Here is a 13,410-nt window from a genome sequence, read left to right as displayed (position 1 = left end):
GTTGTTTGAAATGCGAAGCGGATGGCGTTTACTTCGTATCCTGCAAAAGTATCCAGTCAGACATGCCTATCGGCAACATAAAAAGGATCGGAGATACTGAGAGGAGTGTACCATCTTTATCTAGCCGACCGTTTCTGAACTCCTGCAAAACATGCACAATTTCCTTGGCTTCAGTAAAAACTCCGACAGGATAGTCGCAGTATGCTTTGCAGATATGATAAGGACGCTCGGGCGTTCCTCCACAATCATACTTCTCCCGATTTATTTTCTGACATTACGGCACAGCAGCTATTTCATAATAGGACTGGTTGTTGCCGCGGGTTACCTCTTTGCTGCTCCTTTCAGCATGATGGGAGGTACCCTTGCAGACAGAATCGGAAGGCGTCCTCTCTTCACTGTCCTGCCTATGCTCTCAGCCATAGTCTTCCTGCTGATGAGCATCGAAATATTCACAGGAATACAGCTATGGATACTCTACCTTACTTTTATTTTCACATCACCCATAGGAACGCTTCAGGGAACTGTTGATTCTTCAGTCCTTTCCGATCTGACGCAGTCCAATGAAAGGATAAAAGCGTTCAGCCTGCTGCGTCTCTTTTCCAACGTTGGATTCGCACTTGGTCCTGCTCTGGGGGGATTCGTGTCGACACTTGGTTACAGCCTTTTGCTTTTGGTTCCGACCGCAGGCAATCTGATTGAGGAATTGGTCTACCTCGCCTTGGTTAGGGAATCATTGACAGACGTGAGGAATGAAGCGGACATCCGGATCACGCCAGGCAGGGGTGTGATATCCTTTCCTTCCGCGGATCGTTCCTTTATGCTGATTATTGGCACAATCGTAGTTGCTTCCGTTTGCCTTGGGCAGTGGGGAACCACGCTGACGCTGTTTCTCTCGGGCAGTTACCATCTGTCAGTGGCCCAGATTGGATTGATGTATTCACTGAACGGGGTTGTTGTCGTTCTTTTCCAGATGCCGGTAAACAGGCTTATGGCCAGGTTTCACGATATTGACAGGCTTGCTGCGGGGATGCTGATCTATGCGATATCGTTCATAATGTTTGGACTGTTCAGCGTCTACTATCTTATACTCATCACGACTGCGATTCTCACCATTGCAGAGAACATATTCAGTCCCGCGGTAAGCACGCTGATTTCAAAGATTGCGCCATCAAACAGAAGGGGAGAATATTTTGGTGCATACAGTGCAGTAAATGCATTTACTTCACCGTTGTATATAGTTTTCGGAGCATTCCTGCTGACATCACTTGCACATTCACCGTTATTAATTTGGGTGATAGTCTCGCTTTTCGGATTCATCTCATCCGTGTTGTTCATCTTTTCAAAGAAAAAAATCTCTTCGGGCCGATTGACTGATTATCATTGAGAAGCGGCAAGGAGAAGATGGCGCTATTTTTCTGAGCAAAACGGCGATTTCAGGGTCACGACTTTAGGGGTTTCTGAAATTACGCCGGGTGGAAAATTCTGGATTTCAGCAATAGCGAGCCTGAGACTGCACCCAGCCCTGAAACAAGGAACAGAAACACAATGATCGACATAATATTCAAAATCATACTTGAGCTTCTTTGTGAAAGAAACAGCAGCATTGATTCAATGCCCGGTACACCGGATTGGCCTAATAAAAGGAGTAGAAGAAGCAAGGATGCCGAAGAAGCGAGACCGTTTATCAGCAGATCTGCAATTCCGCGCCTGGACATTGTACCGAAGATGAAACCTGTAAAAAATAGCCAAAATGGGCTGCCGGCATACAGTAGCAGGACGCTTGCAACTACAGATCCCAGGAAGAGTGACCATATTTCAAGCTTCAGCTGCTGCCCTGCTATCTGAATTTTGAATTGCATGTTGAATTACATTCCGCACCCACATATTATGAATCATAAATGTTTTTCTCAAAAAGGGTCATAGGGTGGAACATCACGACTCCAAAAAGGAAAATATCAGGGAGAATATTCACTTATAGCCGATCGGAGTTCACAGACTGAACCAAGAAAAAGGAATTTGATGAAGATCAGGAGGTCGCACTAATGCAGAACATGAAACCGGACAGCAGTGTCGCAAGCAAATGTGGCGTAAACCATGGAAGGATTGTAAAGAGCGATAAAGAAACAATCACTTTTGAGGACGGCGTTGTTGTCAAGAAGGGGACTATGGAGATAATTTTTGAGCCAAGCAAGGACAAGTGATACCCGGAATTATTGCGGATTGCATAGGTCTCAGACAATAACTGGAAAAGTACTTGCCCGCTGATTTTCCGGTCATTCCTTCTTATAACACTCAGATGTACGCCCGTCTACATGAACGGCAGATTCGGACAACTGCGCGGATTCACAGCGGTGCGGAGCCAATTTTTACATCTAAACAAAAATTAATCACCATGAATTGTATGGAAGATACGATGTCCTTATATTCGTTTGAGGGAAGAATTCCAGAGATAGCCGAATCGGCATACATATTCGAGAACGCGACAGTCATTGGAGCTGTGTCGATAGGGGAAAACGTGTGGGTGGGTCCGGGTGCTGTTTTGAGAGGAGACTACGGGAAAATCAATGTTGGAGCATATACGGCTGTAGAAGACAACTGCGTGATTCACGCAAGACCCGGCGAACAAACGGATATTGGAGAGCATGTGACACTTGGGCATGCTTCCATAGTCCACACAGGAAGGGTTTCAGACTGGGCGACACTCGGCATGGGATCTGTGGTTTCTGATTTCGCACTCGTCGGCAAATGGGCAGCGGTGGGTGAAGGATGCGTGGTGAAGGCAAGATCCGAAATTCCCGATGAGTCTGTTGCAGTGGGTGTTCCGGCCAGAGTCATCGGTAAGATTACGCAGGAATACAGAGACGTCTGGACAAAGTACAAAGAAAATTACAATACATTCTGCAGGAGGTACAGGGGCAATCTTGAAAAGATCGCCTGACCACGCAGAGAGTGAATTCATGATAGAAGGTGCTTTATTTGGTATGGCAGGAAATTCCACCACTTTACGGAAGAAAGTAATTCTCGTAACTGGTGCGAGCAGAGGAATAGGCAGAGCAGTTGCCCTTTCATTGACTGAGGCAGGCGCAGATGTTCTGGTACACTACAATAAAAACGAAAAGGAGGCACTTTCTCTTCTACATGAGATAGGGGGGAAAAGGGAGGAGCGGTTATTGAAAGCAGACCTTTCAAAGAGACAGGGCGTACTGCAACTTGCACGGATGGTTGAAGATAGAACAGGAAAGCTGTATGGAATTGTCAACAATGCTGGCATTTACTCGGGTAGCGGACTGACTGAAATGAATTTCAACGAATGGGAAAGTGTGATCAACACGAATCTCAGGGCCGGTATTTTTCTGATCAAAAGCCTGTTTCAGCAGCTAAAGAAAAACAGAGGCTGCGTGGTCAATATTTCATCCATTCTGGGTCTGGTCCCGGACAGGGGTGCTTATGCCTATCAGGCAAGCAAGGCCGCTGTATCCCATCTCACAAAAAGTTTGGCATTGGATCTTGCACCGGAGGTGAGAGTCAACTGTGTCGCACCCGGTTTCGTTATGACCGATCTGAACATGTCGGGGTGGCGCGACCCTGATTTCAAGAAGGAGGTAGAAATTGATACACCGCTGGGAAGATGGGGAACACCGACAGACATAGCCGGTCCGGTAAGATTTCTGCTTTCCGACGAGGCATCGTTCATAACCGGCCAGACGCTGCTTGTTGACGGAGGAAAAGGACTGTTGTAAAAACAGCCGGCTACTTTGCCGAAGCCGCCACGTGTTTTCTTTTGATTGTTGTGCAGAGCCACCATATGAAAAATGCGACTATTACCAGCGCAACAACATACGTGAGAAAGTCAAAAAACGGCAGAAGAAGCTGCCATTTGCTTCCGAGCGTGAATCCGAGATAGATAAGAATTGAATTCCAGCTCAAAGTTCCCAGTGAAGTGTATACAAGGAATGTTTTGATGTCCATCTGCGCTATGCCGGCAGGAATAGAGATAAATGTCCTGAAAATTGGAAGGAGTCTTGTCGCAAACACGGACATAGAACCATATTTATCGAAAAATCGCTGCGCCCTTATGACAGACTTATTATCAATCAGAAGGTAACGGCCATAGCGCTCTATGAACCTCAACCCTCCCAGTTTGCCTATATAATATGCAATTGAGGCACCGGTAACGTTTCCGACTGTTCCGGATAAAAGCAGCAGTATGACTGCTGGAATTCCGAGCTGGGCCTGAAGGGCTCCTGTAACAACCATATATCCGCCGAAAGCCATAACGACTTCGGATGGTATAGGGAGAAGCATGCCTTCGAGAAGCATAAGAACAAATATGCCGGGGTAACCGATTTTAACAATAATATAAATTGTTGTGGAGATGATTAATGCCGGTATTGACAGGTTCGACCCACTCTGGCGAATAATAGCTGATCGACTATATTTTAAACTTGCCCGTTCGGGATACGGACAGGCTGATACTGCACATCAAGATTATTTGAAATTGGTAATTCGACAGTAAAGACTTAATTTAGATCGAGATGCTCTGTCTTAAGCCCATGGCACAAATCAGGATGAGAGGAACAGTTGAAAGCCTGTACAAGGTGAGCACCGCATTCATAGTGTCATTCATATTCACGCTCCTTATGGTGGACAAGGGGCTCAGCAGGTTTGGCCTTTACTCCCCCTCGTCAAATTTCAGAGCATTTTTCAACACGCCGGAACTTCTTACAGTCTACAGTACCATAATAGGGCTGGGCCTGGCTGCTTATGCCATCATGGTGACAATGCTTCCGCATTTTTCAGGTGAGAGCCTTAAACAGCCGATTTTCGCACAGGTAAACAGGCTCTTCCTGTTCACAATACTGAACGGCATCCTTCTCATGCTCATTGCCTTCATAAATTCTGTATCCACAATCAATACGACTTCGATTTTCAGCGACATTGAGATATTCTTTTTCATAACACTGATCATCGGACTTATTTTCTGTGTGCTCGCACTTGCCGATATATTCAATATAGTGAGAAAAAGAGGGCAAAGGTAGAGGCCGGCATATGAAAACGATAAAGACATGCTGAACTTATGGCATGGCATGTCCGGATTTAAAAGAGAGGAATTCGAAGTTTTCGGCAAAAAGATTTTTTTCAACTGGGCTTCATTTTCTCCGGCCCCCTCGTCTGCAGTGAAAAAAGTGAAAGAGATGGCAGATTCCGTTCATTATTTCAGTGATAACGACGTCAGTGCGCTCTGGGAACAACAGTCTGGCGAGCTGAGAAAAGAGGCTTCCAGACTGCTTAACGCCGATGCCGATGAAATCGTGTGTGCAGGCAGCAGCACAACCCAGGGTCTCCAGATCGCGATGAACTGCATCAATCCTTCCAGGGGAGAAAACATAGTGACGGACAGCATAGAGTTCCCGACTGCCGGTTTCGAAGGAGCAAGATGGAAAAAGAGGGGTGTTGAGCAGAGAATTGCGCAATGCGGCGACGGAAAGGTGGAAGCGGAAAGATTTGACAGACTGATAGACGAGCACACGAGCGCTGTCCTGATAAGCTCTGTGAACTGGCTGAACGGATACAGAGCAGATCTGAAGGAGATCGCAAAGATAACCCATGAATCCGGAGGCTATCTTGTCGTTGACGCCGTTCAGCAGATGGGGGCAGGGAACATCGATGTTCGGAAAAATGATGTTGATTTTGTTGCCGCAGGTGGACAGAAATGGATGTTTTCGCCATTTGGCTCGGCTGTCCTCTTTGTAAATCAGAGGAATTTTGACCGACTTGCAGTGCCGTATCCGAGTCTGAACAACACAAAGAAACCGGAAAAAGGATGGCCGGCGTACTTCGCGGATGAGTCAAATGACCCATTTGAAGAGCGTGAAGCGGTTGGGACAGCAAAGCGATTTGAATATGGCGGCTGGATGAATCATACAGGAATTGCGGCTCATGCTGTTTCGCTGCAATTGCTAAACGAGCTGAATATAAACAATGTCGAGAAGAGAATTTATCAGCTGTATGAATACGCTTCAGAGAAAATAGAGGGCATTGGGGGTAAAATTATATCTCCTTCCGAAAAAACAGAGCGATCCTCGATTCTTACGTTCAGATTGAAAGACAACTGGCGAGAGCATTTCGAAATTGTTGCCAAACTCGCGACACGGGGCTTCGCCCTCTCGTGCAGAGGCGCAGGGGGTATCGGCGGCATAAGAATGTCGATTCACTGCTTCAATGAAGAGGAGGATGTTGATAAGCTGATACCGGAACTTAAAAGGTTTATCTGATCAGACAAATACACTACGCCTGATTCGAAATGGATCTCTTCACGTAGTCGAGGAAATTTTGCTCAGGAAGTGCGCCCTCGAACGTTGTGCCGTTATTGATTACCACCTTGGGGACAGCCATTACTTCAAATGTGGCTGCGAGTTCCGGAAACTCCATGGATTCGACCATATCAGAGGTGATTTTGCTGTTTTCCATTGCAAATTGATGCGCTGTTCTGACAGCTTTTGGACACCATGGGCATGTGGGTGTCACAAAAACCTGGATATGCACATCAGTATCTATTTTCTTTATTTCCGACCTGATATCATCGGGAAGTGAGGTTCTCTCCCTCGACACATCCACCATATCTTCAATTAGGCTCATAAACTCGTAACCGCCGGGTATGCCGAAGTAACGCATTCCATCTACATCACCAAACGGTATTATTATTGCAGGTGCCTTGTCAATTCTGTACTTTTTGGCAACAGCCCTGTCTGCTTCGATATCATGCGTTTCGACTGTTATCCTGCCTCCTGAAATCTCAGAAATCTCATTCAGCAATTCCGCCGTATCATCACAATATTCGCAGTTGTCTTTAGAAGTGAACAGCACAATCCGTACGTTCTTTTCCAGCTCATTATCGAAAATTTCCTTGAGCTTCGTTCTTTCCTTGTCTTTAATCAATTCCATGCCGATAACAAGCCTTTGAGAATTATAAATAATATTTGTTTAGCAGGTATTAAAAAATATACCAGGTAAAAATATAACTTGCCTTTCATTTCTTTAAATACTCTGCGACGATCTTTTTCAATCCCCTTCTCATCACATCGGAGAGACTCGATGGAGACACCCTGAGACTCTGTGCCAGATCTGTAAGACTGGATTGCCTCTCGCTGTCGAAATAGCCATGGTTAAATGCAAAAAGCAAAACCTCCTTCTCCCTTTCAGTCAACTCATAGAGCTCGTTGTTGACGACCTCGACAAGCCTTGGCCTCAATCCACCCTTCTCCATCATTTCCAGAAGGTGCTGAACTGATCTCTTTGACTGCAAAAGCACCCTGTATTGTACGTGCTTTTCATCCACCGTTTTACTCGAAACCACAGGAATTCCTTTATCAGAAAGAAACCTGCAGGCCGAACAACTTTTGCTTTCAACCCAAAGGGCATCGCTGCCAACTTTTCTCACGCTTTCTGATACCTGTCTCAACTGTGTTATTATGTCCAGTACATTTTCTGATATCACACGGTGGAGGCTTACTTCCCTTCCGATTGACAGCCTGCTTACTTCTGCTCCGGAAAGTTTTGAAGATATCAAATTTGTGACAACACAGTCTGATCTCTCAAGTTCGATGGTTGCTTCGAGACATCCCATTTTATTCCTCACCATTTAATTTATAAGATGATTAATATCTTAAATATATTTAGATTACCGGTTTTGCAATCTGCATGCTTCACAGGGTTTGTCTATTAAAATAGCTTGGTTTTTGTCGGATGCTGCGGCATCTGAGCGATTTTCCTCAGCCTGTTACGTTCCTGCATTAGACTTTTATTGCCTACCACCTTATTTATATCTTTCTTCATAATTGGCAGGACGATCTCGAAATACACCATTCCAGGAGTGTGGGATCAGTATGACTGAAAAAGACAACAACAGGAGCCATCGCACGGCGATAATGGATTCCTTCCTGATGGAAACGTCTCCGTCCCCCTTCTTTGAATGCATTCAAACAGTGATTGGATGCCCGTGAATTGGGTAGATGTTCTATGCTGTTCTGCTTGCGGTTTTACACCATCGCCAAACGGTTTGCGATGTAATGTGAAGCGGACTGCATGAATCTGCTCCCCGGCATGTCATTCCAATACAATTGCAAAGAGGGAAGCGTCATCAGGCTCAATAGCAAAAATCCTGGAGAGATACTACAGCGCCACATTTTCCCTGGCCCCTTTACTGAAGTGCCACACAAGCCTGTCACGCAATGTAGGCGATGCTGTCCGCTCAGTTACCGCATTCGGTACTCTTAACTCCATGTTTTAGTGCCCGGAAGAGCAAAAAGGCGGGAGTCAGGGTTTAACGCGATAAAAAAAACCTTCTTAAATGTTCTCGTTAATGAACTCAAAGTCCATGCACGGAGGTAGTGTACAGCGTTTTCTGTAAATTCTTTTAGACCCTGTGTCTTCCTGCAAAACATTAGGAGTGTTAAACATGAAAACACAAGGCATGGAAACAACTGAACTGAAGGATATAATGATTGGGTTTCTGGAACAGAACAGGGAGGGAATGGCTTCCCTCCTTGAGCGGTTCCTGAACAACGTAATGGAGATGGGGGCTGTGGCCTCATGTCATGACAAGAAGCGTCAATCAATGGTGGTCGAATTTATCCAGATTTACTGTTGCCAGCAGAACGTGCAGAAAAGCCTCTTAGCATGAAAGTGCGCCACTGCCTTTATTGAACGCGAGGCGGCTCAATACTGCGACGCAGAAACTGATAATGCAGACAAAGCAACAGCAAGCTGGCACGAAAAGATTCTATCACAAATCGACAAATACCGCACCCCGCATCTGTACGAACTGCAGATTTCCCGTCGTTCACACTTTCGAAAACGGATCAAGAAGATTTGACACTGATGTGTGCACACAAGCAAGAAACGGGAGGAGGCTCACCGCCGATCTCGTGAAATTTCAACAGAGAAAAAGCAATGGGCGGCGACCCGGTCGTCCACACCTCGCTCCTCTCTATATAGAGCATATAGCAGCACATAGCCTAACGAGTCTATGCTGAATATGTTTAGATAACACGGCAGTGCTGTCTTAATACCGATGACCGAAAATAAAGGCGTCAAAAATGATGAAATTGCAGATAGAGACGAGATACTCAACAAGATTAACCAGGCACGAACTTCAGGATTTCATCTGAAGACATGGCTTCTTGCAGGAATGGGATTTTTCACTGATGCTTATGATTTGTTTATCATAGGTGTTGTGCTCGGTCTCCTGCCCCTGGCAGGCTGGGCAAAGCTGACTACGGCCCAGAGTTCGCTTATCGCTTCAACGGCACTAATAGCCGCTGTTGTTGGTGCACTCGTATTCGGCCGTCTTCTTGACCGTTTTGGAAGAAAGGCCGTTTATGGCCTTGAACTGGTGCTGCTTGTATTTGGCGCTCTCGGGAGCGCCTTTCTCACTCCCGTCAACGGTGTAGCCATACTGATAGCATGGAGATTCCTCCTGGGCATTGGCATAGGAGGGGATTATGCCACGAGTTCCACCATCATGGCAGAATATTCCAACACCAAAAAACGTGGAATGCTCGTCGGAATGGTTTTTTCAATGCAGAGCCTGGGACTGCTGGCGGGCCCGATTGTTACCCTCGGTCTCCTTCTCGGAGGTGTGCCGCCTGCGATCGCGTGGAAGGTACTTCTTGCCCTTGGCGCTGTGCCGGCGGCTGCCGTAATTTACTACAGGAGAAAGATGCCTGAGACGCCAAAATATACGGTGGGGGTAAAGGGAAATGCGCAGAAAGCTGCCAGGGACCTGAAAAATTACGCAGGTATTGGCGGCGTGAGTGCGAGTACAGCATCGGACAGCAACGTTCCTGTAGTGAAGACAAAGTGGTATTATCTGTTTACTGATTTCAGGCTTCTGGCACTGGTCATAGGGACCGCAGGCTCATGGTTTCTGATGGACTGGGCACTCTACGGGAATTCGATAATGTCGAGTTCCATGCTTGGTTTCCTTGTCCCCAGCAGCGTTACCGGCATCCATCACCTCATAATGACGACCGAACTTTCAGCACTGATATTCGGCGTTGCTGCGTTTCCGGGTTACTGGATCGCGACATTTACACTGGATCGCATCGGCAGGAAACCGATACAAATGATAGGATTCGCCGCAATGACGGTATCATTCGGCCTGCTTGCCTTTGTTCCTGGTCTGATATCTGTGGCCCAGATAGTGCCGTTCCTTGCGTTATACGGCATAAGCTACTTCTTCATAGAATTCGGACCCAATGTCACAACCTTTGTCTATCCACCGGAGGTATTCCCTGTGTCGACAAGGGGACTGGGATCGGGTATGGCGGCTGCGGGTGGAAAAACTGGCGCGTTCCTCGGCACTCTTCTGAATTTGGGGATAGTGGCTGCCTTTGGAGAAAACGGTCTGTTTCTTCTGCTCGCGTTTTTCTCTGCTGTTGGTCTGGTTCTGACATTCGCATTACTCCCTGAGCCGAAGCTGAAGGTTCTCGAAGATATTTCTGGGGAATCCAGGTACCTCGTCTCCAATAGCAAGATTAACGACTGAACGCGCGATGGCACAAACCGGAAAGCAGACCGGGTAATGTGCCAAATCTCTTTCCAGTGCGAAGCATCCAGGACAGATTCCCGGACAGTAACAGTGTGGTGCCCGGAAAGAGAGAACGGAAAAGCATTCGGTTGCTAGCGCCCATGAGTACTCATGTCAGGCAGGTACGTTGCATTCTGAGCATCCGCCTGCAAACTGAATGCGTGAAAGGCTCAGGCACTGTGCATATTCCTGAGTTGCGACCGGCAAGCGGCCGACTTCGTGTTGCGCCGATCGTGATCGTATGTAGAACAGTCCTCTGAAGGAAGATACCGGAAGCCCGGGACAGACCACTCATGGATCTGTACTTTTCAGTTCACTGGTCAGCAAGCATGCAGTAATTGATCGTAATCTCAGAAATATCCGTGGCATAATATGCTACCCTTCGGATTGATTCCTCAATCAGTGCAAGGTGTACGGCCTCGTCTGACCTTACCTTCCGTATGTCCGCGGAAATGACTCCAAGCGAGTTATTGAGGCTGTCCCTCCGGTCTATAACCTGATTGGCTTCAGATACACCCCTTTTGAAGAATGTGCCCACAGCATCGTCCATCATTCTGATCGTGTTCATGTGCCGACTTAAGGTGCGCCATGATGTCTTTCGGCACGCTGTAATCTTTGAGCAGTATAACCGATCTGGCTATCTGTACTGCGTGATCTCCTATTCTCTCAAGATACCGCACCATCTGAAAATATGATGAGCTTTCTTCTGGGCTTATTTGCAGCTTTTCTGCCATCATGAAATTTTTTGCCAGAACGTTGTGCTCTTTCATGATCAACCAGTATATTCTATCCGCGTCAGAGTCTCTGTTTATGACATCTTCCGTGAGGCTCTGATCTTTTTTCTGCGGGGAAATCATGACGTCTGAATGCATCGAAGGAACGATCAGATGGAGTCTCCTGACACCTTTTTCCTGGGAAAGTTCTGCCGGATCAGTGAGATCCTTTATGACTATTGTGTTCGCTGTTTCCTCGATTATCTCCACGCCCGTTACTATCCTTGTGAACTGCCTTATCCTCTCCTTGACCACATGTTGTCGACGCCATACAGCTCGCACTCAACGATCCTGCCAGGCTGAGCGACGCCAGGACGCTGCTCGAACTGAAGGGAAAGACAAGGGCCGTTGACATGTTCGACCGCTTTCGGGACTCGCTTCACAGCTACTCTGCATTTCCGAAGTGCCAGTGGAGAAGGCTGCGCACATCGAACATGCTCGAACGCATTAACCTGGAGCTGAAGAGAAGGACACGCAAGATCGGAGCACTTCCCAATGACAGGTCGTTACTCCGTCTTGCAGTGTCCATTCTCATGGACATAGACGAGGAATGGCAGACCGGAAGAAAGTACTTGAACGTAGAGGCTATGGAGTGACTGCAGGCAAGATACAGGGGCAGGGAATCTACAGAAGATCATGTACACTGTCTGCACGGAATCATTTCCCGATAGTGATCATTCTCGATAAGAATAAATGCGAGAAGCGCTTGTTATCAGAAACACAGGACGTTCTCTTCCGAATGTAAGCATCCCGCTCTGCTCTGACTGGTTCCGCTTCAGAATGAAGAAGTGAAAACAATGAGAAAAATACTGTTAATTCCGGGAATTGCCTTCTTCATAGTCGGCATAATAGTTTTTGCATCCCTCTCCCAGCTTATTGATTCTTCATCAACATCTACAGGCAGCTTGACGTTAAAGGGGCCGGATGAATACCTCTCCAATGCACTTACCCTTACCAGACAGGACGTGCTCATGCTGCTCTTCAACAAATCACTGAATCAGTCGGCGTATCTCATTCCGGCCGCATCATTGGGAGAATTGAATCGCACGACGGCTTCGTGGATAAGTGTTATGCCGCTAAACAGCGATAATTTGACTGAAGATGGTTTGACATTCAGCCTCAATTCGACCGGAAACATATACAACAACCTGACAGGAATGTACTATGTGGCTATGTTTGGCAAAAACACGACTGATGTTTCATTTTACCTCATAAATGCGCAGAAGGAAGAACAGTTCAATCTTGATTATGAGATGATCGGACTGGCGGCGATTGCTGCAGGAATCGGCCTGATTATCGCTGGGACAATAATCAGATCCGGAGTGAAAAAATAACGCCCGAATAACTCCTTTGTGAGGGCACGAACAGGTAAACCGGGCTGCGGGCAGTGGCAAACATACGAATGTGCCATATGCAACGGAACTAAATGTCAGATAAAAACTGGGTGAGAAAGCCCCGTACAAAATCCAATTAATAGGGTGAAAGCATGGAATGTTGTTGACTATACGGTAGCAAAGCAACACGATCTTAAAGCAGATCCATCCGAAGACCGTTCCCGTGGGCAGCACGACGTCATTGTAGCAAAGCAACACGATCTTAAAGCAGATCCATCCACTGCTTTTATGATTGAACTGAGACGTGTGTCTCCCTGGAAGACATCGCAGTTCTGCCGGTTCTGCGGCAAGTGGGACAGGCGAAGCCGCGGCGGCAAGGTGTTCATGTGCGTCCACTGTGGACACACGGACGACGCCGACATGAATGGTGTGCAGAACATCAGGCTGCTGGGGCTGGCGGGAGTCTATAGTCTCCGTTCGCTTCCAAATAAATTTACAGGCAGGAATATCTGTCTATGAAATTTGTAACTATTCCACCGGTTGAAAGGAATACAACATGCCAGAAGTTCAGTTCGCGTCTGTACTTATCCTTGCCCTTATTCTCTTCCATAATACCGTTCCACGAAACTTACCCACTTATTCCGTTGGATGTGGTGTTCATTTCCTGAATCACAGGCGGGCACTGAGCACACGGCTCTGTAACCTCCCGCCT

At 46.9% G+C, this 13,410-nt stretch carries 17 protein-coding genes; 11 read left to right on the top strand and 6 right to left on the bottom strand.

Annotated elements, in window-relative coordinates; all coding sequences use genetic code 11:
- Positions 1 to 151 precede the first annotated feature (151 nt).
- Positions 152 to 1,384 carry an MFS transporter gene (locus tag KIS29_10670; GenBank protein ID MBX8640787.1) on the top strand — a complete coding sequence of 411 codons (1,233 nt, stop codon included), beginning with the start codon at positions 152 to 154 and terminating at the stop codon, positions 1,382 to 1,384.
- Positions 1,385 to 1,463: 79 nt separating this feature from the next.
- Here KIS29_10670 and KIS29_10665 read toward each other — a convergent pair whose 3' ends face one another.
- Positions 1,464 to 1,859 (bottom strand): hypothetical protein, encoded by a 396-nt coding sequence (locus tag KIS29_10665; GenBank protein ID MBX8640786.1) that lies wholly within the window; start codon positions 1,857 to 1,859, stop codon positions 1,464 to 1,466.
- A gap of 183 nt (positions 1,860 to 2,042) precedes the next feature.
- On the opposite strand from KIS29_10665, the gene KIS29_10660 reads away from it, so the two are divergent.
- From KIS29_10660 to KIS29_10650, 3 genes are all read left to right on the top strand, one after another.
- Positions 2,043 to 2,201, top strand: coding sequence for a hypothetical protein (locus KIS29_10660; protein MBX8640785.1), 159 nt, complete (start codon positions 2,043 to 2,045; stop codon positions 2,199 to 2,201).
- 212 nt (positions 2,202 to 2,413) lie between these two features.
- On the top strand, positions 2,414 to 2,938 hold the full coding sequence (locus KIS29_10655) for a gamma carbonic anhydrase family protein (GenBank protein ID MBX8640784.1): 525 nt from the start codon (positions 2,414 to 2,416) through the stop codon (positions 2,936 to 2,938).
- Positions 2,939 to 2,981: 43 nt separating this feature from the next.
- The gene (locus KIS29_10650; protein ID MBX8640783.1) at positions 2,982 to 3,740 is read left to right on the top strand and encodes an SDR family oxidoreductase; all 759 of its coding nucleotides are present in this window, start codon (positions 2,982 to 2,984) and stop codon (positions 3,738 to 3,740) included.
- Positions 3,741 to 3,750: 10 nt separating this feature from the next.
- On the opposite strand, the gene KIS29_10645 is transcribed toward KIS29_10650, so the two are convergent.
- A complete protein-coding gene (locus tag KIS29_10645) occupies positions 3,751 to 4,320 on the bottom strand; it encodes a DedA family protein (protein MBX8640782.1) in 570 nt (189 codons plus the stop codon).
- Positions 4,321 to 4,553: 233 nt separating this feature from the next.
- Between KIS29_10645 and KIS29_10640 the strand changes: the two genes are divergently transcribed.
- Together KIS29_10640 and KIS29_10635 are read left to right on the top strand one after the other, a co-directional pair.
- Positions 4,554 to 5,039, top strand: a complete 486-nt coding sequence (locus KIS29_10640) for a hypothetical protein (protein ID MBX8640781.1) — start codon at positions 4,554 to 4,556, stop codon at positions 5,037 to 5,039.
- Between the two features lie 48 nt (positions 5,040 to 5,087).
- Positions 5,088 to 6,275 (top strand): aminotransferase class V-fold PLP-dependent enzyme, encoded by a 1,188-nt coding sequence (locus tag KIS29_10635; GenBank protein ID MBX8640780.1) that lies wholly within the window; start codon positions 5,088 to 5,090, stop codon positions 6,273 to 6,275.
- 13 nt (positions 6,276 to 6,288) lie between these two features.
- Here KIS29_10635 and KIS29_10630 read toward each other — a convergent pair whose 3' ends face one another.
- Together KIS29_10630 and KIS29_10625 are read right to left on the bottom strand one after the other, a co-directional pair.
- A complete protein-coding gene (locus tag KIS29_10630) occupies positions 6,289 to 6,945 on the bottom strand; it encodes a thioredoxin family protein (GenBank protein MBX8640779.1) in 657 nt (218 codons plus the stop codon).
- A gap of 85 nt (positions 6,946 to 7,030) precedes the next feature.
- Positions 7,031 to 7,642 (bottom strand): helix-turn-helix domain-containing protein, encoded by a 612-nt coding sequence (locus KIS29_10625; GenBank protein MBX8640778.1) that lies wholly within the window; start codon positions 7,640 to 7,642, stop codon positions 7,031 to 7,033.
- A gap of 816 nt (positions 7,643 to 8,458) precedes the next feature.
- Between KIS29_10625 and KIS29_10620 the strand changes: the two genes are divergently transcribed.
- Positions 8,459 to 8,683, top strand: a complete 225-nt coding sequence (locus KIS29_10620; protein MBX8640777.1) for a hypothetical protein — start codon at positions 8,459 to 8,461, stop codon at positions 8,681 to 8,683.
- A 390-nt stretch (positions 8,684 to 9,073) separates the two neighbouring features.
- Positions 9,074 to 10,549 (top strand): MFS transporter, encoded by a 1,476-nt coding sequence (locus tag KIS29_10615; protein ID MBX8640776.1) that lies wholly within the window; start codon positions 9,074 to 9,076, stop codon positions 10,547 to 10,549.
- A 355-nt stretch (positions 10,550 to 10,904) separates the two neighbouring features.
- On the opposite strand, the gene KIS29_10610 is transcribed toward KIS29_10615, so the two are convergent.
- Both KIS29_10610 and KIS29_10605 read right to left on the bottom strand, forming a co-directional pair.
- Positions 10,905 to 11,144, bottom strand: a complete 240-nt coding sequence (locus KIS29_10610) for a hypothetical protein (GenBank protein ID MBX8640775.1) — start codon at positions 11,142 to 11,144, stop codon at positions 10,905 to 10,907.
- The gene (locus KIS29_10605) at positions 11,098 to 11,619 is read right to left on the bottom strand and encodes a phosphate uptake regulator PhoU (GenBank protein ID MBX8640774.1); all 522 of its coding nucleotides are present in this window, start codon (positions 11,617 to 11,619) and stop codon (positions 11,098 to 11,100) included. The genes KIS29_10610 and KIS29_10605 overlap by 47 nt, the downstream gene beginning before the upstream one ends.
- 98 nt (positions 11,620 to 11,717) lie before the next feature.
- Here KIS29_10605 and KIS29_10600 point away from each other — a divergent pair, with 98 nt between their 5' ends.
- The 3 genes from KIS29_10600 to KIS29_10590 all read left to right on the top strand — a co-directional run bounded on the left by KIS29_10600 (position 11,718) and on the right by KIS29_10590 (position 13,217).
- Positions 11,718 to 11,960: a transposase gene (locus KIS29_10600; protein MBX8640773.1), complete on the top strand. Its 243-nt coding sequence runs from the start codon at positions 11,718 to 11,720 to the stop codon at positions 11,958 to 11,960.
- Positions 11,961 to 12,161: 201 nt separating this feature from the next.
- Positions 12,162 to 12,698, top strand: coding sequence for a hypothetical protein (locus tag KIS29_10595; GenBank protein ID MBX8640772.1), 537 nt, complete (start codon positions 12,162 to 12,164; stop codon positions 12,696 to 12,698).
- A 288-nt stretch (positions 12,699 to 12,986) separates the two neighbouring features.
- A complete protein-coding gene (locus KIS29_10590; GenBank protein ID MBX8640771.1) occupies positions 12,987 to 13,217 on the top strand; it encodes a transposase in 231 nt (76 codons plus the stop codon).
- Positions 13,218 to 13,410: the final 193 nt, after the last annotated feature.

The organism is Candidatus Sysuiplasma jiujiangense, assembly GCA_019721075.1.
Classification (GTDB): domain Archaea; phylum Thermoplasmatota; class Thermoplasmata; order Sysuiplasmatales; family Sysuiplasmataceae; genus Sysuiplasma; species Sysuiplasma jiujiangense.
Note: the sequence above shows the minus strand (reverse complement) of the source record. Positions and strands in the feature narration are given on the sequence as shown.